Source organism: Bacillus sp. FSL E2-0195, assembly GCF_038003645.1.
Taxonomy (GTDB): Bacteria; Bacillota; Bacilli; order Bacillales; family Bacillaceae_G; genus Bacillus_A; species Bacillus_A mycoides.
This window is the reverse complement of sequence record NZ_JBBOPN010000001.1, coordinates 822,075-844,544: the sequence shown is the minus strand read 5'-3', so window position 1 is coordinate 844,544 and position 22,470 is coordinate 822,075. Positions and strand designations below refer to the sequence as shown.

The following is a 22,470-nucleotide window of genomic DNA, read 5'->3' as shown; positions in this document are numbered from 1 at the left end:
GTTTCTTATAAGATAGAAAGCATGTAGCGGCAGATTACGTGCTTTTTTTGTTTTGTTTGGACCTTCTCTTCCTTATCAGGAAGACATACATATCTCCTCGCTTGACTTGGTTATACTAACTTTGGAGGTATTTTCTATGCAACAAAAAAAATGGGGCTTTTGGGTACTAACAGCTTTCGTTGTCGGTAACATGGTTGGCGCTGGTATTTTCATGGTGCCAAGTACGTTAGCACAAACAGCAAGCCCACTCGGTGTCACTTTAGCTTGGTTAACAACAGGGTTTGGTGTTTTAATGCTAGCTCTTGTTTTCGGTAATTTAGCAATTCGTCGTCCTGATTTAACGACAGGACCACAAAGTCATGCATATGCTTTATTCTCAACACCAAAAAGAAAGAAAATGGCTGGTTTCAGCATGGTATGGGGATATTGGGTTGCAAACTGGGCAAGTAATGTTGCCATTATTACATCTTTCGCGGGATATTTATCGCTCTTCTTCCCAATTATGAAAGATACACGACTACTATTTTCAATTGGCTCTTTCAATATAGAAGTTGGAAAACTAATTACATTTACTATTTGTTCTGTCTTACTTTGGGGAACACATTTAATTTTAACAAACGGTGTAAGCGGAGCTGGGAAGCTAAACTTCTTAGCAACAACAACGAAAGTGACTGGATTCCTTCTATTCATCGTCGTTACGTTATTTGCGTTCGAAGCTTCAAAGTTTGGACAATGGTACACACCAATGATCGATAAAGAAGGCGTATCACACGGTCTACTTTCACAAGTAAACTTAGCTGCTCTTACAACACTTTGGGCATTTATCGGGATTGAATCAGCCGTTCTTTTATCAAACCGAGCTACCTCTCCAAAAACGGTAAAACGCGCAACTGTTGCAGGATTACTTATCACAGTTGCAATTTACTTAGGAATTACAATTTTAACAATGGGTGTACTTCACGTTGATAAATTACAAGCTTCTGAACGTCCATTAGCAGATGCATTAAACGCTGCAATGGGTCATGGCGGCGGGAAACTTATGGCATTACTTGCTCTTACTTCCCTATTCGGTTCAATATTAGGCTGGATTTTATTAAGCTCAGAAGTACCTTATCAAGCAGCAAAAGAAGGTTTCTTCCCTTCCTTCTTCGCAAAAACGAATAAAAAAGGAAGTCCAATTCATTCACTACGATTAACAAACATTATGTCGCAAGTGTTCTTATTCTCAACATTATCAGGAACAATTGCGGAAGCTTATACATTCGTTATTACCGTATCAACACTGGCCTACCTCATTCCATATCTCGTTTCACCAATCTTCCAGTTAAAACTAGTCGCAACTGGTGAAACATATAAGAATGAAATGGGTTCAAGAATTATGGATGGTGTAGTTGCAGTTATCGCACTTTGCTATGCACTATGGGTTATTAAAACCGGCGCATCCGATATAAAAACATTTCTTCTCGGAATTGGTTTATTCGGAATTGGCTTTGCCTTCTATCCATTAATGAATCGTGATCAGAAAAAAAATAAAGAAAAGAAAAACGAGCAAGTTGCGTAACGCAATTTGCTCGTTTTTTACTTTATAAAACATATATAATAGAAAAAAGAGGTGAAAAACATGTCAATCGAATCACTATGGAGCTCTCGCTTTCAACAACATATTCAAAATGCCATCACATACTTTGCACGTATGATTAACGGTTTACTATATAGCTTCATCTTCGTCTCATGTGTAGGTGCATATTATTACGCTAAGTTTCTTAAAACGGATCCTTCTAAAGGAATATCTTTATTACTCATCACGATCGTACTTACACTCATTATAACGAGATGCCAAGTTCGCACATTTATTCAAAAACCGGACGCTGTCTATTTACTTGCATTAGAAGAGAAATTAACATCTTATTTTAAAAAATCTCTTCTATATAATTACATCATTCAGCTTTTCCCGCTTATATTTACGTTCCTTGTTATCGTACCGCTTGCCATGCAATCATTACAACTAACCGTACCTTTCTTATGTACAATCTTTATAATTTTAATGATTCTAAAGGGCTGGAACATATACATACATTGGATGTGGCGTGATAGTTATGAAAAAAGCATATGGTTTATCATTCGCATTGCTTGTAACGCCCTGATCATTTACATGCTGTTTTATACTGCAAATGTGATCGTGTTAAGCGGACTACTCTTACTTCTTGCTTTCCTGCTTCTATACACGAAGAAACAACCTACAAAACGAATACCGTGGGATTACATAATCGAACAAGAAGAAAAAATGGACGTTCGTTTCTATCAATTTGCTAGCATTTTCACCGATGTTCCGCAACTGAATAAGCAAGTAAATAAAAGAAAATGGCTTACAAATTGGATTGAACCTTTATTACATAAAAAACGAGCAACTTTCTTCTATTTACATACACTAGCATTTTTACGCGGTAATGATTATTTCGGTATATATATTCGCTTAGGGTTGATCGGTGCTTTCGCTCTATATTTTATTCCGAATATATATGTAAAAGGTGCTATCGCTTATATCGTCCTATATATGATTTCTATGCAGCTCCGTTCCCTGTGGAAATATTTTTCGGGAAATATTATTGTAGCATTATATCCAATTGATACTGAAGAACGAATGAGTCAATTTCTTAGCTTAATTTTCATATTGCTAAGTATTCAACTCATTGTATTTTCAAGTGTTATACTCATTGCCACAGGGCAATTTTCACATAGTCTTATCATTATGATTATCGGGTTAATCTGGATCAAATTTATTATTGTACCAAAAACGAAGCAACGCGTTTCTTCGTTTTAACGAAAAGAATTATCTTAAAAGCCAAGGAGAAAATAAATTATCTCCTTGGCTTTTTTATTTTTCTTCCTCAAACAAGAATCATTGAAACAACCGATATTTTATGATTTTTACATACAAAAACGATAATACATGTTTACGTCCTAATAAAAAGGGTAGTTATTAAATTAACAGGGCAAAGGAACTGGAGGGAATGAAAAAATATGAATTAAAGTTTCACTTTATAAAAGGCGTTGCTCAAGGACGATTCTGGAACCGATTATATAATATAAGGAGATGATTGCAATGAGTAAAAAAATTGCTATTTTAATAACGGATTATTTCGAGGACACAGAATACACAGAGCCAGTAGAAGCTTTTAATCAAAAGGGATACGAATTAACAACTATTGAAATGGAAAAAGGTAAAACGGTACACGGTAAACAAGGAAAAAGTGAAGTCGTAATTGATAAAAGTATTGATGATGTTTCTCCAGAGAACTTTGATGCCCTCTTTATACCAGGCGGATTTTCCCCAGATATACTTCGTGCAGATGAACGTTTTGTTCGCTTTAGCAAAGCATTTATGGATGCGAAAAAACCTGTTTTTGCTATTTGTCACGGCCCCCAATTACTCATCACTGCACAAGCACTTGAAGGACGCGATGTGACTGGATATAAATCCATTGAGGTCGATTTGAAAAATGCCGGTGGAAATTTTCATGATAAAGAAGTGGTTGTATGCCAACATCAGCTAGTAACAAGTAGACAACCGGAGGACATCCCAGTGTTTATTGAAGAATCATTGCGTATATTAGGGTAGTTATTAGAGGTTAACCTTTTTATTTGTAAAAAACAAAATTAACACCATATGAAACATTTCTTCATCTTTAATGATTTTTTGAGACAGCCTCTTTTCTCGTCCCAAAATTTCTAATCACTTTTCATAGGCAGTTCTCATATAGTGAAAATGACTATACAATTCCTATCCATAAGTTAAATAATGATTTTACACATATAAATAAAAAAGATAGGAGCTCTATTATGAACAACAATCCGCCTGCAACGCCCCAAAACAACTCAGAGGAAAATAGCCGTGACATTAAATTGCAAACATTACGGGTCATCGGACTCATCGTCCTTATTAGTGGTTATATTCTCGTCGCTCTCTCAGAAGTAGGTGAGCTGAAAACCTTATTAACAAACCCTAACGCCAATCCTGATTTAGCTGAAGTTGATCCGTTTTAAAAATTATATAAAAAGCGAGTCCCAGTATAACTGGTTCGCTTTTATATAGTTTCATCCAATCTGAGAAACATTTCCTTCATTCTGATACTTCTCTTTCCCTATCGCCTTCATAAATAATAAAATACTGCTCATACCAACGATGAAATATAGAGCGCTCATGCCCCAAGATGCAATAAACGAGCCTAGCATAACACCTAATGCCCCATTCATTTTTGCCACTTGAAAGACCATTCCGTTAATCGCCATATATGAACCTCTTGCCTCATCCGGCACCATGTCCGCCATTATAGATTGACGAACCGGCACATACATCATCTCTCCTACAGTTTGGAAAAGCCCTGCAATTAATAAGATCCATAAACTATTGCTCGTTCCGAGTATTGTAAATCCAATTGTGTAAATGAATAAACCTACATATAAAATTTTCAAATCGTTGAAGCTTTTCAGCATTTTAATAAGAAGCGCTGAACATAACACAACTAAAATTGTATTCTCTGCCGATATCCAGCTGAGCATTCGAATACCTGTTAAATCGAATGTAAAACCATTCCCGAAGAAAAAGTGCACCGTTTCAAATTCCTTCTGTAAACGTATCCCTAAATAATTATTAATTTGAAACTCTAACGATAGTGTACATATACTTGCTGCACAAAAAATTAAAAACGCTCTATCTTTCATCACGACTTTATAACTATCTGCCATATCTTTTAATACATTTTTCTTCTCCACCGTTTTTCGTGCCACATACACTTCTTCCATATATACAGCCATCACATATAAAGTAATAACTGCAATAACTGTTAATCCGATAAACAATTGCAATCTATAGTTCTCAAATAGTAATCCGCCAAATATTGCTCCAATCGCAATTGATAAGTTAATAGCCCAGTAGTTAATGCTGTACATCACTTTTCGATTTTCAGGTGTACTCACATCTATTAACATCGCTTCCGTCGCTGGATTCATAAGTCCAGATCCTAAACTATTCACTAACATAAACACAAATGTTAGCCACGGTGAATCTACATAATCTGAGTTCGCAACTCCCATACAAGCTATGGAAACGACTTGTATACTTTGGCCGATAATCATTACTTTTTTACGACCGAGCCGATCTCCAACATACCCACCATATAAACCGATAATTAATGCAGCTAGCACATTGATGAGTAATAAAGCACCAGCAATCGCACTACCTAACTTTATTGAAAAGTAAATTGCCATAAATGGAAAAATCATTGTGGATACAGTGCGTGTTAAAAACGAAGTTATAATTCTGATTTTTATATTTCGGTGCATACTCCAAAATCCCATTGTTTCCCCCTCCTTATGCTTATTCATTTTACTTTGAAAAAGAGGAAGAAAAAGGTTAGAATATTCTAAAGAGTTTCCCCTTTTATCCCGCATTAACGGGCAGTAAGACCCCCACTGATTAAAGTTTCACTTTATTATAGAAGGAAGTGTATATATGAAAATTATGGACTATTACATTCGTTTAAGATTACATGCACAAGACCAACAACATATACGAAATAGCTTACAAGAATTAGCGGATGTTTTATATTGCAGTACGAAAAACGTAAAGATTTTATTAAAGAAAATGAACGAGGAGCAATTCATTAAGTGGACACCAGGGCGTGGTCGTGGAAATAAAACAGAAATTATATTTGCACATACTTTAGCAGAAGCGATTGAATCCTATACAGATGAACTGTTAACCCAAGAAAAATTAAAAGATGTCTTTCTTCTTTTAAAAGAGCCCCTTCCTCTTGCAATTCAAAAAAAGATAGAAAATAAACTACATCATCATTTTGGATACGAACCTTCAAATGATATGTATGACATATTGAAGATCCCTATATCAAGAAAGATATTACCATTAGATCCCGCTTTTACGGCTGTAACAACAGAGGGTCATCTTATTAACCAAATTTTTGATACATTAGTCATTTATAACGATATTACAGAAAAAATGGAACCACACATTGCACATACGTGGGAATTAAGCGAAGACGGGCTTACGTGGACGTTTCATTTAAGAAAAGATATATATTTTCATAACGAAACTGTTCTAACTTCTAAAGATGTACAATTTTCATTTGAAAGATTGCAGCAAGCTCAATCTCCTTACGCATGGTTAACACAGGAAATTGTTCAAATTGAAACACCATCACCACTGCAAATACGATTTCATTTAGCAAAACCTAACGTTTTTTTCTTACGTTATGTGAGTTCCATGCAACTCGCAATTTTACCGCATGATGCAGTTATTCAAAATCATCACTACATAGGTACTGGACCTTTTAAACTTACTCATTACTCTGAAGACAATATCGTACTCGAAGCGTTCACCCATTATTTTAAAGAGCGTGCGTTATTAGACCGTATTGAATTTTGGGGTATTCCTGATCATTTGCAAATAGATGCTGATTATGAACTACCAAATGAAGAGGAAAATGAAAGGCATGATATACAAATAGAAGAAATAGGTTGTATTTATGCTAGCTTCAACTTTACAAAACCTGGTCCTCATCACGACATTCACTTTCGAAAGGCTTGGAGAGAACTATATGACGTTGAAACGATACTTCATAGCATAGAGGGTAGACGAACAATTGCTGCATCAAGCTTTTTTCCTGAAAGAAGCCGTCAAGTTCCTAACAGGTCCTACTCTTTAGAAAAAGCGAAAGACTATTTAAAAAAGAGCACCTATAATGGAGAAACGATACATATTTATTTCTTCGCATTTAAAGATAGTGCAAATGATGCACATTTCCTAAAAGAACGCTGCGAACAATTAGGAGTACACGTAGAACTTCACCCATTTCTCGTTTCAGATTATATGGATCGTTCTATTGATAAACATGCGGATATTATTTTCATGGGGGAAGTATTTGCTACCGATCATGAAATTGCATTTTTAAATGTATTTAAAAATAAAAGTTGCTTCGTAAATCGATTCATGGACCCACACTATGCAAAACAAATTAATTGTTTACTTGATACCTTTTTATTAGAAGACAATAAAGAAAAACGGTATAAGCTCATGTATGAGATTGAAGAGTTTTTACAAGCTGAAAAAATCATTTTATTTAACTATCACGTTTTAAAAAGAAAAACATATCCTTCTTCTTTAAAAAACGTAACAATTGATTCATTCGGTTGGGCAAATTTTGCAAAGTTATGGATACAGCCATCCATGTATTAAAATATGAGTTTTTATAAAAGGAGAAGAACCATGAAACGCAACCTAGAAAAAAGACTTTCCTATCTATACACAGGTGAGTTATTTTCAGTCATTACTTTTATTTTCACAAGTTACTTACTTAATTATGCTTATCCTACGTTACATTTATATTCCCTATTTTCTTTTTGGATCTCATTTCTTCTTTTAGAGTTTATCTTATTACAAGGAGCAATTTACTGGTACGTAAAGCGGAAACGACTAAAAAAAGAGAAAACATCTATTACACCTATTAGGATGATTCAATATTTAAAAGTACTTAAAAAGATAAATATAGCATTGATTGTCACGGGATTTATTACGTTTACTATTGATTTTGTAATTTGGTATCCCCACTTACCTTTAGGCGGGGTATCATTCACTCTATTTATTTATATTTTTGCATTACTTGAGTACATTAACTATTATCATACTCAGCTTTCATACGATAACATCTCTGATATTAAACATTTAATCAAATCAAAAAAACTAAAACCGTCCTGTATAAGTAAAGATTTTCAACGTATTTCATGAAAGAGAAGGTACTACATCCTTAGTAGTACCTTCTTCACATACAGATACAAACTATTATTTAATTACTCTATCTAAGTGATCTTTCAAGTTCAATAAATATTGCTCAATATCCGGATTTTTCACCACATCATAACAAGCAAAACTCTTTAACGGACTCATACCAAGAAACTTCTGCACACGATGTAAATGACTAAGTGCTGATTCTAAACTTTCTCCTTCAAAGAACTTCGTCTTATCTCCGAATGCTTTTTCAGGTGCATTCCAAGTTGTAGAAAACATATACTGCTTCTCTTTTAATAAACCACCTGTTCCATATTCATCTGCACCTTTAAAGAACAAACCGTATTCATACACTTCATCCATATATGTTTTAAATAATCCCGGTACACTAAACCAGTAAATAGGTGTTTGATAAATTACAACATCAGCCCATAGAAATTTATCTTGTTCTTCTTTCATACTATATCCATCTTGAATCGTCGTTGTTTTCACATAATGATTCTCACTTAATACAGTTATCATATAATCAACTAACGTTCTATTTAATCGACCTTCTTTCGTACCGTATTTTTCATGTCCATTTATAATAAATATATTTTTCATCACTTTTCTCTCCCTTATTTTATTCCTCAGCTATTAACCCAAGTTGTTGTTTCAGCATAAGATTATCTTCTAAATGCCAATCTTCCGTTATCTTGCCATCCTTCACATGCAAAATATCAATTGCAAAAAAATTGATTTTCTTATCATTATGAGTTCCTGTAAAAGAAAGACGAGCTGTTACTTTATCACCAACGACTAATAAATCTTCAATCTCGCAATGTATATCAGGAACTACTTTACGAAAGTTTTGCGCCGCAAGCTTTAATCCTTCAGTGCCTTGTGGTCGACCTTTCGGCAGTGTGTTATCGAAAAAATTTTCAGTAACCGTCTGCGGAATAAGCTCCTCTTTACCTGTATCCCAAAATGCATAAAAACGCTGAGCTGCATGCACGATTTCTGTCGCTTCCTTTTTACTTAATGAAGAATCAATTGTCATTGCTTTTGGCTTCGGCATTTCTTTTAATAACTGAATTTCAGTTTTTTGCTCACCACTACATGCTACAAGCACAATACAAATGACAAAAAAACTAAGAAACATAAACAACTTTTTCATACCCATGGAAATCACCTCCTCTTCATACAAACCCTTTGTATTTCGTATTGCTATTGTATATGCACTAACTTCCTTTATGGAAGTAGTGATATTTTTTTCATATAGTTACCAAAAAGATAGTTTTGTGATACGATAAGGCAAATTCATTCAAAAAATTTTTATGGAGGCTATTTCCATGAGCAATATAGATCCAGTTGTATTAACGAAAGGTTTACCTGGTATACCTTGTCCTATCGCTAAAACGCTTGACGTAATTAGTACAAAATGGACGTTTTTAATCATTCGTGACCTTCTTATCGAAGGAACTTTACGCTTTAGTAATTTACAAAAATCAATGGATGGGATTAGTCCGAAAACTTTATCGCTTCGCCTAAAAGAATTGGAAACGCAAGGGATTATAACGCGAAAAGTATATCCAGAGGTTCCACCTCGCGTAGAGTACACGTTAACGGATAAAGGAAAGCAATTAGAGGGGATATTTATTGAATTAAAGCGGTTTGGATTAAGTTTATAAACGAAAAGCCCCTTACCATAAAAATAGTAAGAGGCTTTTCGTTATTCACTACATTACTTCGCAAAACTTTGAGCTAGTTGTTTCTCTCTCCACATAAATGTAATGCCGAGACCAACGATTAAAACAACACCTGAAAATGCATATGGATAATTAATGTTTATATCAAATAATATTCCGCCCATCGCTGGTCCTGCGATATTTCCTAAACTCGTATACGTTGAGTTCATACCAGCAACGAATCCTTGCTCTTTTCCAGCTGCTTTTGATAAAAACGTCGTTAAAGCTGGACGAAGCAAATCAAATGCTAGGAAAATAAAGCAAGTAACGAGAAGTACAATCCAATAATTAAAGACTACAGTTGAGACGAATGCTAATACTGCACCTACAATTAAACATATTTGAATTAATACTTTCTCACCGAACATGTCAACCAATTTGCCAAACATAAATACTTGCACAACTACCCCAAAGATGGAGCTAATCGTAATAATTGCAGCAATATCTTTCGGTGTGAAACCAAACTTATGATCAGAGAACAGGCTAAACACAGTTTCATATGCTGATAATCCAAATGCGAGTACAAATACAATAATAAATGCGATTGCATACATTGGATTTAATGATTTCTTTAAATCTCCGATAAAGCTGGATTCTTTCGTATTAGCAGAAATCTCTGCAAGTTCTTCTTTCGTTAACGGCTCTTTCAAAATAAATATAGAAATCACGCATGCAACAAAGGCAATCACTGCTGCCACAAAGAACGGCACACGTATACCGTATTCTGCAATAAACCCGCCGATTCCAGGCCCTATAATAAATCCGGTACTAATAGCCGCTGAAAGATATCCCATCGCCTTTGGACGTTCTTGAATAGAAGTAATATCAGCAACATATGCCGTAACACCCGGCATAATAAACGCGGCACTAATTCCGCCTAACACCCTCGCTGCATAAAGCATCCACACATCTGTACCTAATCCAAAAAGAAGCTCTGAAACACCAAAAATAAATAATCCAATGATTATCATTTTCTTCCTACCGTAAATGTCGACCCAACGACCCGTAATAGGTGAAGTAATAAGCTGCGCCATTGCAAACACTGCAACGAGATAACCCATCGTCTTTCCTGTTAAATTCATATCATTCATAAAGGATGGCATAACCGGAATGATTAATCCAATCCCTAAAAAAGCGATAAATATATTACTCAAAAGAATGATCAATACCATCTTTTGTTCTTTTATCGGTTTCTTCAATTTTTAACACCTCTTCCCGCAGTTCCTCTCAAAAATAATGCCCAAGAAGCTTTTTCTTTATCCTGCTATTTGTGGGCTCACACTGAGTAAAGATGTCCCCACTCATTAGAATTTCACTCTATCCTTCCACACATACATAAACACAGGGTGAATGACTATCATTCAGTTTCCCGCAGAAATGAACCTACCTTTTCAGACAGGTTCATCTTACTACTTCTTTATATGTAGTGCATGTGTTAAAAAATCTAGTACTTCTGCCTTTTGTAGTTCGACTTGCTCATCATCTTTATGATCATATAAATAAACTTGTTCCGCTGCTGATTCAACAAGAGCGATAAATAACTTCGCTGTTCGCTCAGCGTGAACCGAATCACGAATTTCACCTGATTCTTTTGCCTCACTTAAAAAGTCACTTAGCCATATATAAAGAGGCTCATATACAGCTTCCCATTCTTTTATATGTTCAGTTGATGCAAGGCCCGCATACATTAATGCTTGTATTTCACGATATTCAGCTATAAAGGTAAATACTGCATCTATTACTTGCTCAACTTTACTTGAAAAAGGTGAATCGTTCTGTACTTTTTCTTTCACTGCAAGTATCATCTTCTCAACCATCACTTCTGCTATTGCAGGCATAACAGATAACTTAGAAGGAAAATATAAATAGAAAGTTCCTTGTGCAATGCCAGCCAATTTCACGATATCAGAAATCTTCGTTTTTTCAACGCCCTTTTCCTGAAACACTTCAATAGCTGCATAGACAATTTTTTCTTTTTTATTCATCATCTAAACCCTTTCACACGCGTATTGAATGACTGTCACTCATTTTATAAAATAACTAGCTGTACTGTCAATCATCGTGCACTTTTCATAATAAAAATCTCCCAACAAATCGTTAGGAGATTTAACTTTAATATCCTTTTCTTATGAAAGAGCCTTTAATCCCGTAACTCCACATACGATAAGAGCTACACTAATCAAACGTGCCTTACTTTTCGATTCACCAAACAGAAACATATTTAATAAAACAGCTCCTGCTGTTCCAATGCCAATCCAAACCGCATAAGCTACACTTACTTGTAAGAACAAGAAAGATGTGTATAAGAATGCAAAGGAAGTTGCAAATCCACCTATATAAATCGCTCCATTTGTTAACGTCTTATCTTTACTATACATTTTAAGGCCTATCACACCGACTATTTCACTAATTGCAGCAAAAAATACGAAAATCCAACCCATTTTTAAGCAGCTCCTTTCACAATTTCTTCCGCGGTTTCTTCTTTATTATCAGCTAATTTTAAACCGATCACGCCCGCTACGACCATTACGATAAAGAATAGCTTTCCTAAACTGAAACTGCCGCCGAAAAGGAATACATCCATTAGGAAAGTACCAACCGTACCAGCTCCGGCAAACACAGCATATACAGTCCCTGTTGCAAGATGTTCGCACGCTTTCGATAGGAAGTAAAAATCAACAGCGATAACTCCTACAATAATGACCCAATGCCACCAAGTATGAGCTGTATTAAAACCAAACACCCAAAAAATTTCAAAGATACATGTTAATATGACATATAACCAAGCTTTATTTTTCATATCTCTCACCTTCTATTATTCACTGACTGACCGTCAGTCATTTTTAATTTAAAAAATATAATCTCACTCTAACTACTATTTAAAAAACCAATATCATCCTCATTTATCCTTATATTTGTTCCGTTATTAAGCTAACTACATATAAAAGTTGCTTATCTACACCCTTTCACAGAAAAAAATGACTGAATGTCATTCATAAACATTCTACATGACCAATTGATAAAGTGTCAACACCCGGATTCTATTAACCAAAAAATATTTTTAATTTTTTAAATCCACATGTATATTTCTTAATAATCTGTCAATAATGGTAGTAACATAATATTTTCTCCATTCCCCCCTTGGAGATCCCTTTGAATCGAGCAGTTGCTTTTAGCTAACTGCTCTTTTTTAATTTATCGGCACATTATAATTAAATACTCATAGATAAATTCCAAAACAAAGACCTGTACTCCCTTTTCAACATGCAACAAAGAACGAAATATTTTGTACGCTATTTACTTTTCAACGAGTCTTTGTATGCAATAATTTTATTTTCGAGCATCTTCTCTGTAATTTCTAAGTTTTCTCTTTGAGTTCGAATAGATTTTTTATGATTTTCTAACAGTTGTAAACGAGCTTCGGTTGTATGCTCTCCTTCTAAATATAATCTAGCGTATTCTCTTATTTTCGCTATCGGCATTTGCGTTTGTTTTAATTTCATTACAAACTGCAACCACTTTATATGCGATTCTTCATACAGTCGATTTCCATTTGTATCGCGGTTTGCAATTAATATGTTCTCCTTTTCATAATAACGTAATGTATGTGTGCTCACTCCTAATAATTTAGCTACCTCGCTAATTGTGTACATAACCATACTCCCTCCGCACGCCATTTACTCTCATATATTTTACTGCCTTATCCAAATTATAAAAAACATTTGACTTAGAGTATACTCTAACAAATACAATCTAACCATGATAAATTAATTTGAATTTAGGAGGCTTTTATATGAAATATACTGTTATTACTGGTGCTAGTTCAGGAATTGGCTATGAATCCGCTTTAGCCTTTGCATCTCGCGGAAAAAACTTAATACTTGTAGCTCGAAGACAAGCAGAATTAGAAGAATTAAAATTGAAAATTAACGAAATGCATCCGGAATTGGATGTTGTCATTCGAAGAACTGATTTATCAGTCACTGAAGAAGTTTATAAATTTTATGAAAGTCTACAAAGTTTTCAAATTGAAACGTGGATTAACAACGCAGGTTTTGGTAATTTCGCCTCAATTGCTGAACAAAATTTAAACAAGATAGAAACGATGTTGCATGTAAATATAGAAGCACTAACAATACTATCTTCCCTTTTCGTTCGAGATTATTCAATGACCGAAGGAACACAGCTTATTAACGTTTCATCAGGCGGTGGATATACGATTGTTGCCAATGCTGTTACGTATTGCGCTACGAAATTTTATGTAAGTGCATTTACTGAAGGACTATCTCACGAACTGAAAGAACAAGGTGCAAAACTACAAGCAAAAGTTTTAGCTCCTGGTGCAACTGAAACAGAATTCGCAAAACGTTCATTTAATATTGATGAGTTCCAATACGATAATGTTGTACCGAAATTCCACACTGCAAAACAAATGGCACAATTTATGCTCGACCTTTATGATAGCGATAAAGTTGTAGGACTTGTCGATGGTTCTACTTATAACTATGAGCTTAAAAATCCCATTTTTAATTTTGCAGTAAGACAAACGAATTCAAATTCTTAACAACATCTCATTTCTGATTAAAATATAGATACCCACTATTTCTTAAATAATAGTGGGCCTTTTTTCTCTCTAAAAATTTCATCCAACATACCGTATCATCGCCACCTCATCACAATAATTGACTTTTGGACAATGTCTACAATCAACCCATACTTTCTCTGGCAGCAATTCTTTATTTACAAAATCAAATCCACACTTTTGAAAAAATACTGTTTCATACGTTAAAGAAATCACTCTTTTTACATTTATTTTCGTCGCTTCCTCCATCACATGACTCACGAGCATACGCCCTATCCCTTTTCCTGCATATGTATGCGAAACTACTAACGATCGTACTTCTGCAAGATCCTCTCCTAACACATGTAAACCAGCAACTCCAACGACTTCCTCTCCTTCTTTCATAACATATAAACATTGTAAATATTGATAGAGAGACAAAAGAGAACGCGGCAAAACAACTCCTTCTTTTGCATACATTTCAATGAGATTATAAATTTCTTTCACATCACTTGTAACCGCATTAAAGATTTTCATATTATATCCCCTTGCCCCCAGCATTAATATTTATAACAACGAATGAATTTTAATTCATAATTTCATATAATAATACATCTCTCTTTTCTCTCCGTCAATCACTTTTCTGAATTTTACACAAACAAAAAACCAAGCAACTTAATCGATGCTTGATTCCTCATTTCGTATCGGCAATACCGTCGAATATTTAATTTCACGAAGTGCTAAACTCGTCTGTATCCGTGTAATACCAAGCTTGTTCAACTTTCTAATAAACTGCTCCAGTTCTTTACGATCACGATTTGCAACTTTTAATAAATAATCATACTCTCCTGTTAAACAGTGACATTCTAACACTTCAGGCATAGATTCTAATTCTCGTTCTAACACTTCCAGCTTTTCATACTGATGAATATTCGTACTCATAAAAATGAAACATAATAAATCAAATCCAAGCTTTTCTTGATTTAAAATTGCTACTTGCTTATCAATAAAACCTTCGCCATCTAACCTTTTTATTCGTGCATGCATCGCAGCTGGAGATAAATTAACACGGCGTGCAAGCTCTGCATTACTTACTTGTGATTCTTTCTGCAATATATCTAAAATTTTCACATCCAAATCATCAAGCACTTTAATAACAGATGACTCCATCAAAATTCCCCCTTTTTTCTTACCGACGATTATTCGAAGAAACATCTCATAACTTATATAAAACTGAATGTTTTTCTGTAAATAATATTTCTAACGAAACATTTTATCGAGTTTTTACCATTATACAAAAGAATATATTAGATAATAAAGAAAAATGCTAAAATTATTTACAGTTCATTCTTATTTCAACAAAGGGGTTTTTAGTATGCCTTATTTTTACGTCTTTTTACTATTATTAACAAGCTTATTATGGGGAGGAAATTTTGTCGTTGGGAAATCACTTGTCGATCATGCGTCTCCGATGACACTGACAAGTTTAAGATGGATGATTGCGATTGTTTGTTTATTACCACTCGTATGGTTTAAAGAGAAGAAAATTATTCCACCGCGTGCTGCTATAATCCCGTTAGTAATTATGGGAATTACAGGCGTCGCTCTTTTCAACATTTTTCAATTTTTAGCATTAGAAAAAACATCCGCAACGAATGTAGGTCTTATTTCTACATTGAACGCTATTTCAATTGCATTATTTTCTGTGCTGTTTCTAAAAGAAAAAGTAAATACGCTTCAAATTCTTTCTATGATTCTTTCATTTTTTGGGGTCATCCTCGTTCTTTTAAAGGGAAACTTTGCTCTTTTATTTTCACTACATTTTAATAGCGGGGATTTATGGATGATTGCAGCAGTTTGTATTTGGGGCATTTATTCTGTTTGTAGTAAATGGGCGACAAAAACAGTTACACCGCTAATGGCTACATTATATTCTGGTATTTTCGGCGTTATTTTATTGCTTCCATTTAACATAGGTAGCTTCACTGTTTCCAATATCAACTCTTCCTTCATAACATCACTTTTATATACAGGACTCATTTCAACAGTACTTTGTATGGTGTTTTGGAATATTGGTGTACAGAAATTAGGCGCTACTACATCGGGGATTTTTCTAAATTTCAATCCAATTTTCACAGCTATTTTAGCATTCCTTTTCCTTGGAGAAGAATTAACATGGATTCAAATTTTCGGTACAATCATCGTCGTGACAGGGTGTTATTTATTTTCTCATTTCAAAACCGTTGCTGTTCAGCCAACTAGAGCTTTAATGCGAAAACATTCTTAATCAAAAACATCGCCACCAAAGTGGCGATGTTTTTATTTACCTTTCATTTCTTTCACATACTGCTTTTCTTCTTCTGGCGATAAACGTTCTGTTGCCTTTCCGGTATCACCACCTTGAATTTCCCACAAAAAGTTATGATCCTCAACCGTTTGTGAAAAGTCTCCTTTCTCCCAACGCTCCAAAGTAGAAAGTAGCTTTGCTTTATATTTAAAATTTGTACTGCTTTCTACTGCGTTCTTCGCACTACGAATTTCCTTATTTGTCATTTCGATAAATCCCCATTTATCAGATGATTTCACTTTTTGATGTACCATCCTATGCATTGTAGAAATAATTTCATCCTCACTAAATTGTGGCTTCTCTTCCGCAACTTTCTTGTCCCGTTGGCTCATCACTTTTTGTGTTTTAAGACTCTTCTCCTCTTCCTCTATATAATTAAGAAGTTTAGTAACACCGAATACAGCTCCTATCGCAATTACAATCATTGTAATTGCCCCTATTATCCATTTTTTCATATTATGTACTCCCCATTCCCCTAATAATTACATAAACAAATGGAATCGCCTGCGCACAGCCGATTCCATTTGTTTCCTTATTTCATTTTAAACCTTCATCGCTTCTCGTACAATGTAACTGTCCACATATTGTTTAAATTTCACGATTTTTCCATTTACAAGCTGCCATACATGAACAAATTCCGCCTCAAATGATTTTCCCGTCTCTTTATAAACCCCTGAGTAAACACCTTCAGCAATAATCACATCTTTTCCGTTTACTTCATGGTACGTATTTACACTCGCTTTATAATCATCCCATTCTAATCCTAAACGACTAAATACATTTTCCATTATAGCTTCTGTACCTATATACGTTCCGCCGTACGGAAAACCTGCTGCCTCTGTCCACTTTACTTTTTCAGAGAAAGCTTCCGCTAAATGTTTTGCATTTGAAGAAGATGGTCCTTCATATGTGCTTCGAACAATTTCTAAATTTGTTTTTTTCTTCATTATTTTTTCACCCCAAACGCGTTTGCCGCTAAAACAAGTCCAATTTCTAACGCTTTAACGTGCGGGAACCGCTCCTTTATTGCCGTTTGAATTTCTTCACTTGAAGGATTTCCTGCAAGAACTTCATCAAATGCAACTAAATATTTACGAGTATGTTTAATCGCGTCTGCTGTATTTGGTACGTCATAATCACGATGACCCGCTACAACAATTTCAGGATGAAGATTTTCAAGTTCACTTAATGTTTCTAACCATTTATGACGAGCTTCAGCATCTGTTTCTAACGTCCATACGAAAGTATTGTTATAAACGATATCGCCTGTAACAACGGCTTTTAATGATGGAATCCATACATAACTATTATTCGGTGTATCACCTTGCAAACCACCTTTAATGATTAAATCATTTCCCTCTAAAATCAATTTCTCTTCTGTTAATTCCTCTGGAACAATTGGTTGATGAGGAACATTATGCCCAATAGATGGTTTCCACTGTTCCACTTTCTTCTCAAATGTGTTACGAATATCTTCAACAGTATTCCGTAATGCAACAATCTTCGCTTCTGGAAATGCTTCATGTAATACATTTAATCCAAAATAGTGATCTGGATGGAAATGAGTCACATAAATATGAGTTAAATTCTTTCCTGTTTCAATAATTTGAGCTGCTAAACGGTGCGCATCACTTAATAAAAATTGTGCATCGATAAGAATTGCATCTTTTTCTCCGTATACAATTGTGGATGTAACTTGAAATGCTTGCTCAGATCCTGTAAAAACCTCTAAATGTAATTTTGACATGTTATTTCCTCCACTTTTTATTTACTCTTTTATATTCCTTTATTCTTTAAGCTTTATTCCAGTTGTAACTAAGTTGGTTACAACTGGAATAAAAAAATATACGAATCATTTTATTACTAATCGACTTGATGTAATCATTATAGTTACACCAAGTCGTCAAGTCAACACTAAAAAAATAAAATTTACTTCGTTTTCATTACTTTCTCTTTTAAGAAGCGATCTACATATCCTTCTGCTTTTACAACGAATAAATACGCACCCATTGATAATAATGCAAGATCTAATTCATATCCCGGATTCTTTCCATCTCCTAATAAGCCTGCTGCTCCATTTACCTTTACGATAGCTCCAGCCAAAATAAGAGCGAATAACAATCCTACATACCTCACGCCTAAACCGATAATTAATAATATACCACCAACTAATTCAACTGTTGCTACGCCATATGCAAGACCACCTGGTAAACCGATGCTTGTAAACCATCCTGCTACGTTATCTATACCTGATTGAAACTTTGCTAAACCGTGTGCAAAAAAAGTAACTCCTAATACGATACGAATAATTAAATTACCAATATATTGATTCATTCTGAACTCTCCTTTTTCGTTTTGTTATGGTGAACATTTATTCACAAGACAAAACAATACGGTATTTCTTTTCATTCGTCAAATGCTTTTTTAAAGAAACCAAAAAACATTATCCTTTTTGCAGATAATGTTTTTTATAAAATAGTGCTAATTCAAGCTTTCGCTCTATTACTTAGAAAAAAGTTGAAAATTTTTCCCAGCACCTATATAAGACAATAAAGACACATCTTCTTCCATCACCATTCCAACAACATTCACTTTCCTATCTTCAGGTAAATCATTTATAACTATTTGCATTTCACCAGCATATCTACCGTACAATTCATTATCAATTGTAATACTGCCTCGTTTTCTTGAAATTGTATTTATCGGTTGTAATGCAACTTTATTTTCTTCTCTTGATTCTACAGAGCGAATTACGTCACGAGCCGGATCTAACCTATTTGTATGCACTTGCTCTACCACTTTTAATACTTCACTTGCATTTATAAATGACTCATATCGCACTGGAATAATCCCACCACTCGCACTCGAGATTTCTTGTACACTTTCTAGGCTCCCACTTATGTCTCCAATTAACACTTTATCAATGTCACACTCTTGAACAAGTTCTAAATATGCTTGAAGCGGGCGCATACTGCGATGTTTTTCTAAAGTTGGTAAACCCTCATATAACGGACCGCGTTTTTCACCATCTCCCGGAATAAATGCCATCGTTTTTATTCCGCACTCATGTAAATATTTATTTTGTTTTTGCAAAAACGACTTCGCTAGTCCTGTTTCTGGACGTGGATAAAAATTATGCCACGCTTCTACTCGATCTACTCGTATATTTTCCACAAGTAACTCTTTCCAAAATGATTCTGTAATCGTACTCGCATTTAAAGCTACCTTCATCTTATGAGATACACGTGCGATTTCTTTTGGCGTAATACCGTAATCCATTCGTAAACCAGTAATGCCAAAGTCTAATAACTCTTCCACATTTTCATACGTCATCCCTAAATGGTTTAACGATTTTGGAGAGACATCAACCATTAATTCCATTTCATTTTCGAGAGCTTGTTTCCCAAGTATTTGAATTAACTCCTTATACGTATTCGGATCATCTTCTGGAATGTGAAGAGATGTAAAAACAGATGAAAATCCGTTTTCTTTCGCTAGTTTTAACCATGCTTCTTGTTTCTCTACTCGCTCTTTTGAAAGATAAATTGAAACTCCTATCATATAAATCTCTCCTTCTATTAATATAAAAAAAAGAGAAAGGAATCCCTTTCTCTATATGTTTTCTGCCATTTCTTCTTTAAAGCCGAAGAAGTACGTAAAGATGAATCCGAAAATATATGCAACTACTAATCCAAGGAAATATAATAAATATTTATTATCAGCAATTAACGGAATTAATGATAATCCTGATACACCTATTCCGAGTGAAGCCGTTTTCATAACAGCTTGGAATGCACCACCGACAGCCGCTCCTAAACAAGCAGTAATAAACGGTTTCCCAAGTGGCAATGTAACCCCGTATAATAGCGGTTCGCCAATTCCTAAAAATCCTACTGGTAATCCACCTTTAATCACATTACGAAGGCGTTTATTTTTTGTTTTCACATAAATCGCAATCGCTGCTCCTACTTGCCCAGCGCCAGCCATTGCTAATACTGGTAATAAAGGCGTTACGTGCGTTTGATTAATAAATTCCATATGAATCGGTGTTAAACCGTGATGTAATCCGACCATTACGAGAGGTAAAAATGTTCCGGCAAGCACAGCTCCAGCAAATGCTCCGCCAACATTTAAAATTGCATTAATACCGCTTGTAATACCATCAGATAAGAAGCCTGCTACTGGCTGAATCGCTAACATCGTTACTATACTTACAGCTAATACAGTAATGAGTGGTGTCACAATAATATCAACTGCATTTGGCACAGCTTTTCGCACTCGTCTCTCAACTACAACCATAAGCCATGCTGCAAAAATAACTGCAAATAATCCGCCCCGTCCGGGTACGAGCGCTTCACCGAATAATTTTACATTCGCCATCGCTGGGTTGAAAATTAAAATACCTGCAATTGCCCCAAGAACTGGTGTCCCGCCAAATTCTTTCGCTGTATTCCAACCGACTAAAATTCCTAAGAATGTAAAGATACCGCCGCCAATAAGTAGTAGCATTTGTAGCCACGTTGCATTCGGGTCAGCACCTGCGTTTTTCGCAAAGTTAGCAACCCCATTTATAATTCCTGACGCAACAAGTCCCGGAATTAGCGGAATGAAAATACTTCCTATTTTTCTTAAAAAGTTTTTCACTGGTGTATTATTTTTCTTCTTAATCTCTGACTTCATCTCTTGCCCAAGATCTTCAAGGTGGTGATCTGCCACCTCACCAATTCGCAGTCCCGTTAAATCTTCCATCTCAGCTGCTACTTTATTTACTGTCCCTGGCCCAACAACAACTTGAAGCGTTTCATCTTCAATCACTCCCATAACACCTTCAACCTTTTTTAAAAGGTCCATGTTCACTTTACTTTCATCATGAAGCGTTAATCGTAACCTCGTCATACAATGAGCAATGCCACGAATATTTTTTACTCCCCCAAGCTGCTCTGAAATTTCTTTGGCCATTCTCTCTTCTTTCTTCATAATAGAATCCCCCTCCCCAAAGTTTAAAGTGCTTTCTTCACAAATCCTTTCGCACCTTTTAATTTTTCTAGTGCTTCCCCATATTCACACTGTAGTAATATCATAACGATTGCAGCTTTCACATTTCGATCTGCTTTCTCATAACACTCTGTAGCTACTTCATAACTAGCGCCTGTCGCTTCAACAATAATTCGTTTTGAGCGTTCTACCAATTTTTCATTTGTAGATTGAACATCTACCATTAAGTTTTTATATACTTTCCCTACACCAATCATAGACGCTGTAGAAATCATATTGAGTACTAACTTTTGCGCTGTGCCAGCCTTCAACCGTGTTGAGCCTGTTAATATTTCTGCGCCTGTTTCCACTTCCACATTTAGTTTTGCATATTTACTTATTTCAGCATTTTTATTACAGGAAATACTAGCTGTACTTGCTCCCATGCTACTTGCATATTCCAATCCGCCAATTACATAGGGTGTTCTACCACTTGCTGCAATTCCAATAACCGTATCTTTCTCGTTTAATCCAATACTTTTTAAATCTTCTTTTGCTAACTCTTCACGATCTTCGGCACCTTCCACCGCCTTAGTAAACGCTTTCAATCCACCTGCTATAAATCCTTGAACCATGTTATCATCTGTTCCAAATGTCGGGGGACATTCTACTGCGTCTAAAATGCCTAAACGGCCACTCGTACCAGCCCCAATATAAATTAAACGGCCTTCTTCTTCAAAAGACTTAGTAACAATTTGTACAACCTTTTCAATTTCTTCTATTTCATTTTCAACTGCTAACGCAACAGTTCGATCTTCTTCATTCATACTTTGTAAAACTTCTTTTATACTCATCTCATCTAGATTCATCGTTTTCTCATTACGGTGTTCTGTCGATAAATTCTCTAACATATTGCCACCCTCTTCGAAATTATATTTCACACTTTTATTATAACTTTAAGAAACTAAAAATCAATAACTCTTTCTTATTTTATGAAATAAAATTTCACAACATGACATATTTGTGTCAAAGATAATAAAAAAGATGAGTCTCCCCATCT

The 22,470-nt window shown here is 35.0% G+C and carries 26 protein-coding genes; 9 read left to right on the top strand and 17 right to left on the bottom strand.

What is annotated here, in order from left to right; translation table 11 throughout:
• Nucleotides 1-136: 136 nt before the first annotated feature.
• From MHH59_RS04345 to MHH59_RS04330, 4 genes are all read left to right on the top strand, one after another.
• Nucleotides 137-1,561 carry an amino acid permease gene (locus MHH59_RS04345; RefSeq protein ID WP_002125494.1) on the top strand — a complete coding sequence of 475 codons (1,425 nt, stop codon included), beginning with the start codon at nucleotides 137-139 and terminating at the stop codon, nucleotides 1,559-1,561.
• Between the two features lie 60 nt (nucleotides 1,562-1,621).
• The gene (locus tag MHH59_RS04340; RefSeq protein WP_063226087.1) at nucleotides 1,622-2,821 is read left to right on the top strand and encodes an ABC transporter permease; all 1,200 of its coding nucleotides are present in this window, start codon (nucleotides 1,622-1,624) and stop codon (nucleotides 2,819-2,821) included.
• Between the two features lie 282 nt (nucleotides 2,822-3,103).
• Nucleotides 3,104-3,619, top strand: coding sequence for a type 1 glutamine amidotransferase domain-containing protein (locus MHH59_RS04335; protein WP_002169082.1), 516 nt, complete (start codon nucleotides 3,104-3,106; stop codon nucleotides 3,617-3,619).
• 221 nt (nucleotides 3,620-3,840) lie between these two features.
• Nucleotides 3,841-4,044, top strand: coding sequence for a hypothetical protein (locus tag MHH59_RS04330; protein WP_002010828.1), 204 nt, complete (start codon nucleotides 3,841-3,843; stop codon nucleotides 4,042-4,044).
• A 51-nt stretch (nucleotides 4,045-4,095) separates the two neighbouring features.
• Here MHH59_RS04330 and MHH59_RS04325 read toward each other — a convergent pair whose 3' ends face one another.
• Nucleotides 4,096-5,358, bottom strand: a complete 1,263-nt coding sequence (locus MHH59_RS04325) for an MDR family MFS transporter (RefSeq protein WP_016119656.1) — start codon at nucleotides 5,356-5,358, stop codon at nucleotides 4,096-4,098.
• A 154-nt stretch (nucleotides 5,359-5,512) separates the two neighbouring features.
• Here MHH59_RS04325 and MHH59_RS04320 point away from each other — a divergent pair, with 154 nt between their 5' ends.
• Entirely contained in the window at nucleotides 5,513-7,252 is a 1,740-nt protein-coding gene (locus tag MHH59_RS04320) for an SgrR family transcriptional regulator (RefSeq protein ID WP_340850866.1), read from the top strand.
• Nucleotides 7,253-7,282: 30 nt separating this feature from the next.
• On the top strand, nucleotides 7,283-7,801 hold the full coding sequence (locus tag MHH59_RS04315; protein ID WP_002186656.1) for a hypothetical protein: 519 nt from the start codon (nucleotides 7,283-7,285) through the stop codon (nucleotides 7,799-7,801).
• Nucleotides 7,802-7,855: 54 nt separating this feature from the next.
• Here the strand turns inward: MHH59_RS04315 and MHH59_RS04310 are convergent, their stop codons facing one another.
• Nucleotides 7,856-8,404 (bottom strand): NAD(P)H-dependent oxidoreductase, encoded by a 549-nt coding sequence (locus tag MHH59_RS04310; RefSeq protein WP_088038590.1) that lies wholly within the window; start codon nucleotides 8,402-8,404, stop codon nucleotides 7,856-7,858.
• A 19-nt stretch (nucleotides 8,405-8,423) separates the two neighbouring features.
• Nucleotides 8,424-8,963, bottom strand: coding sequence for an ester cyclase (locus MHH59_RS04305; RefSeq protein ID WP_340850865.1), 540 nt, complete (start codon nucleotides 8,961-8,963; stop codon nucleotides 8,424-8,426).
• 169 nt (nucleotides 8,964-9,132) lie between these two features.
• Here MHH59_RS04305 and MHH59_RS04300 point away from each other — a divergent pair, with 169 nt between their 5' ends.
• Nucleotides 9,133-9,471: a winged helix-turn-helix transcriptional regulator gene (locus MHH59_RS04300; RefSeq protein WP_002087382.1), complete on the top strand. Its 339-nt coding sequence runs from the start codon at nucleotides 9,133-9,135 to the stop codon at nucleotides 9,469-9,471.
• 53 nt (nucleotides 9,472-9,524) lie between these two features.
• On the opposite strand, the gene MHH59_RS04295 is transcribed toward MHH59_RS04300, so the two are convergent.
• The 5 genes from MHH59_RS04295 to MHH59_RS04275 all read right to left on the bottom strand — a co-directional run bounded on the left by MHH59_RS04295 (nucleotide 9,525) and on the right by MHH59_RS04275 (nucleotide 13,181).
• Nucleotides 9,525-10,727: an MFS transporter gene (locus MHH59_RS04295; protein ID WP_002125479.1), complete on the bottom strand. Its 1,203-nt coding sequence runs from the start codon at nucleotides 10,725-10,727 to the stop codon at nucleotides 9,525-9,527.
• A gap of 210 nt (nucleotides 10,728-10,937) precedes the next feature.
• Nucleotides 10,938-11,516 carry a TetR family transcriptional regulator gene (locus tag MHH59_RS04290; RefSeq protein WP_002063960.1) on the bottom strand — a complete coding sequence of 193 codons (579 nt, stop codon included), beginning with the start codon at nucleotides 11,514-11,516 and terminating at the stop codon, nucleotides 10,938-10,940.
• A 138-nt stretch (nucleotides 11,517-11,654) separates the two neighbouring features.
• Nucleotides 11,655-11,969, bottom strand: a complete 315-nt coding sequence (locus MHH59_RS04285) for a DMT family transporter (RefSeq protein ID WP_002063959.1) — start codon at nucleotides 11,967-11,969, stop codon at nucleotides 11,655-11,657.
• 2 nt (nucleotides 11,970-11,971) lie between these two features.
• The gene (locus MHH59_RS04280; protein WP_002125474.1) at nucleotides 11,972-12,328 is read right to left on the bottom strand and encodes a DMT family transporter; all 357 of its coding nucleotides are present in this window, start codon (nucleotides 12,326-12,328) and stop codon (nucleotides 11,972-11,974) included.
• Between the two features lie 493 nt (nucleotides 12,329-12,821).
• A complete protein-coding gene (locus MHH59_RS04275) occupies nucleotides 12,822-13,181 on the bottom strand; it encodes a MerR family transcriptional regulator (RefSeq protein WP_002169085.1) in 360 nt (119 codons plus the stop codon).
• Nucleotides 13,182-13,321: 140 nt separating this feature from the next.
• On the opposite strand from MHH59_RS04275, the gene MHH59_RS04270 reads away from it, so the two are divergent.
• Entirely contained in the window at nucleotides 13,322-14,092 is a 771-nt protein-coding gene (locus MHH59_RS04270; RefSeq protein WP_002186662.1) for an SDR family NAD(P)-dependent oxidoreductase, read from the top strand.
• Nucleotides 14,093-14,170: 78 nt separating this feature from the next.
• On the opposite strand, the gene MHH59_RS04265 is transcribed toward MHH59_RS04270, so the two are convergent.
• A complete protein-coding gene (locus MHH59_RS04265) occupies nucleotides 14,171-14,626 on the bottom strand; it encodes an N-acetyltransferase (RefSeq protein WP_002166324.1) in 456 nt (151 codons plus the stop codon).
• Nucleotides 14,627-14,764: 138 nt separating this feature from the next.
• The gene (locus MHH59_RS04260) at nucleotides 14,765-15,259 is read right to left on the bottom strand and encodes an Lrp/AsnC family transcriptional regulator (protein ID WP_012260375.1); all 495 of its coding nucleotides are present in this window, start codon (nucleotides 15,257-15,259) and stop codon (nucleotides 14,765-14,767) included.
• A 205-nt stretch (nucleotides 15,260-15,464) separates the two neighbouring features.
• On the opposite strand from MHH59_RS04260, the gene MHH59_RS04255 reads away from it, so the two are divergent.
• Complete coding sequence (locus MHH59_RS04255) at nucleotides 15,465-16,376, top strand: DMT family transporter (protein WP_002186665.1); 912 nt, start codon at nucleotides 15,465-15,467, stop codon at nucleotides 16,374-16,376.
• A gap of 32 nt (nucleotides 16,377-16,408) precedes the next feature.
• On the opposite strand, the gene MHH59_RS04250 is transcribed toward MHH59_RS04255, so the two are convergent.
• The 7 genes from MHH59_RS04250 to murQ form a co-directional block, all read right to left on the bottom strand.
• Nucleotides 16,409-16,891 (bottom strand): PRK06770 family protein, encoded by a 483-nt coding sequence (locus tag MHH59_RS04250; RefSeq protein WP_061674983.1) that lies wholly within the window; start codon nucleotides 16,889-16,891, stop codon nucleotides 16,409-16,411.
• Between the two features lie 87 nt (nucleotides 16,892-16,978).
• Entirely contained in the window at nucleotides 16,979-17,383 is a 405-nt protein-coding gene (locus MHH59_RS04245; RefSeq protein ID WP_340850860.1) for a nuclear transport factor 2 family protein, read from the bottom strand.
• Entirely contained in the window at nucleotides 17,383-18,183 is an 801-nt protein-coding gene (locus MHH59_RS04240) for an MBL fold metallo-hydrolase (RefSeq protein WP_002125460.1), read from the bottom strand. Before MHH59_RS04240 ends, MHH59_RS04245 begins: the two co-directional genes overlap by 1 nt.
• A 182-nt stretch (nucleotides 18,184-18,365) precedes the next feature.
• Nucleotides 18,366-18,770 (bottom strand): DoxX family protein, encoded by a 405-nt coding sequence (locus tag MHH59_RS04235; RefSeq protein WP_001077751.1) that lies wholly within the window; start codon nucleotides 18,768-18,770, stop codon nucleotides 18,366-18,368.
• Between the two features lie 168 nt (nucleotides 18,771-18,938).
• Nucleotides 18,939-19,997 carry a DUF871 domain-containing protein gene (locus MHH59_RS04230; protein ID WP_078178212.1) on the bottom strand — a complete coding sequence of 353 codons (1,059 nt, stop codon included), beginning with the start codon at nucleotides 19,995-19,997 and terminating at the stop codon, nucleotides 18,939-18,941.
• Between the two features lie 51 nt (nucleotides 19,998-20,048).
• The gene (locus MHH59_RS04225; protein WP_002125455.1) at nucleotides 20,049-21,413 is read right to left on the bottom strand and encodes a PTS transporter subunit EIIC; all 1,365 of its coding nucleotides are present in this window, start codon (nucleotides 21,411-21,413) and stop codon (nucleotides 20,049-20,051) included.
• Nucleotides 21,414-21,436: 23 nt separating this feature from the next.
• Nucleotides 21,437-22,321 (bottom strand): N-acetylmuramic acid 6-phosphate etherase, encoded by an 885-nt coding sequence (murQ, locus tag MHH59_RS04220; protein ID WP_340850859.1) that lies wholly within the window; start codon nucleotides 22,319-22,321, stop codon nucleotides 21,437-21,439.
• Between the last annotated feature and the right edge of the window lie 149 nt (nucleotides 22,322-22,470).

Coding starts and splice junctions, on each gene's coding strand:
- MHH59_RS04345 (WP_002125494.1), top strand. CDS start 137: ATGCAACAAAAAAAATGGGGCTTTTGGGTACTAACAGCTTTCGTTGTC.
- MHH59_RS04340 (WP_063226087.1), top strand. CDS start 1,622: ATGTCAATCGAATCACTATGGAGCTCTCGCTTTCAACAACATATTCAA.
- MHH59_RS04335 (WP_002169082.1), top strand. CDS start 3,104: ATGAGTAAAAAAATTGCTATTTTAATAACGGATTATTTCGAGGACACA.
- MHH59_RS04330 (WP_002010828.1), top strand. CDS start 3,841: ATGAACAACAATCCGCCTGCAACGCCCCAAAACAACTCAGAGGAAAAT.
- MHH59_RS04325 (WP_016119656.1), bottom strand. CDS start 5,358: ATGGGATTTTGGAGTATGCACCGAAATATAAAAATCAGAATTATAACT.
- MHH59_RS04320 (WP_340850866.1), top strand. CDS start 5,513: ATGAAAATTATGGACTATTACATTCGTTTAAGATTACATGCACAAGAC.
- MHH59_RS04315 (WP_002186656.1), top strand. CDS start 7,283: ATGAAACGCAACCTAGAAAAAAGACTTTCCTATCTATACACAGGTGAG.
- MHH59_RS04310 (WP_088038590.1), bottom strand. CDS start 8,404: ATGAAAAATATATTTATTATAAATGGACATGAAAAATACGGTACGAAA.
- MHH59_RS04305 (WP_340850865.1), bottom strand. CDS start 8,963: ATGGGTATGAAAAAGTTGTTTATGTTTCTTAGTTTTTTTGTCATTTGT.
- MHH59_RS04300 (WP_002087382.1), top strand. CDS start 9,133: ATGAGCAATATAGATCCAGTTGTATTAACGAAAGGTTTACCTGGTATA.
- MHH59_RS04290 (WP_002063960.1), bottom strand. CDS start 11,516: ATGATGAATAAAAAAGAAAAAATTGTCTATGCAGCTATTGAAGTGTTT.
- MHH59_RS04285 (WP_002063959.1), bottom strand. CDS start 11,969: ATGGGTTGGATTTTCGTATTTTTTGCTGCAATTAGTGAAATAGTCGGT.
- MHH59_RS04280 (WP_002125474.1), bottom strand. CDS start 12,328: ATGAAAAATAAAGCTTGGTTATATGTCATATTAACATGTATCTTTGAA.
- MHH59_RS04275 (WP_002169085.1), bottom strand. CDS start 13,181: ATGTACACAATTAGCGAGGTAGCTAAATTATTAGGAGTGAGCACACAT.
- MHH59_RS04270 (WP_002186662.1), top strand. CDS start 13,322: ATGAAATATACTGTTATTACTGGTGCTAGTTCAGGAATTGGCTATGAA.
- MHH59_RS04265 (WP_002166324.1), bottom strand. CDS start 14,626: ATGAAAATCTTTAATGCGGTTACAAGTGATGTGAAAGAAATTTATAAT.
- MHH59_RS04260 (WP_012260375.1), bottom strand. CDS start 15,259: ATGGAGTCATCTGTTATTAAAGTGCTTGATGATTTGGATGTGAAAATT.
- MHH59_RS04255 (WP_002186665.1), top strand. CDS start 15,465: ATGCCTTATTTTTACGTCTTTTTACTATTATTAACAAGCTTATTATGG.
- MHH59_RS04250 (WP_061674983.1), bottom strand. CDS start 16,891: ATGAAAAAATGGATAATAGGGGCAATTACAATGATTGTAATTGCGATA.
- MHH59_RS04245 (WP_340850860.1), bottom strand. CDS start 17,383: ATGAAGAAAAAAACAAATTTAGAAATTGTTCGAAGCACATATGAAGGA.
- MHH59_RS04240 (WP_002125460.1), bottom strand. CDS start 18,183: ATGTCAAAATTACATTTAGAGGTTTTTACAGGATCTGAGCAAGCATTT.
- MHH59_RS04235 (WP_001077751.1), bottom strand. CDS start 18,770: ATGAATCAATATATTGGTAATTTAATTATTCGTATCGTATTAGGAGTT.
- MHH59_RS04230 (WP_078178212.1), bottom strand. CDS start 19,997: ATGATAGGAGTTTCAATTTATCTTTCAAAAGAGCGAGTAGAGAAACAA.
- MHH59_RS04225 (WP_002125455.1), bottom strand. CDS start 21,413: ATGAAGAAAGAAGAGAGAATGGCCAAAGAAATTTCAGAGCAGCTTGGG.
- murQ (WP_340850859.1), bottom strand. CDS start 22,321: ATGTTAGAGAATTTATCGACAGAACACCGTAATGAGAAAACGATGAAT.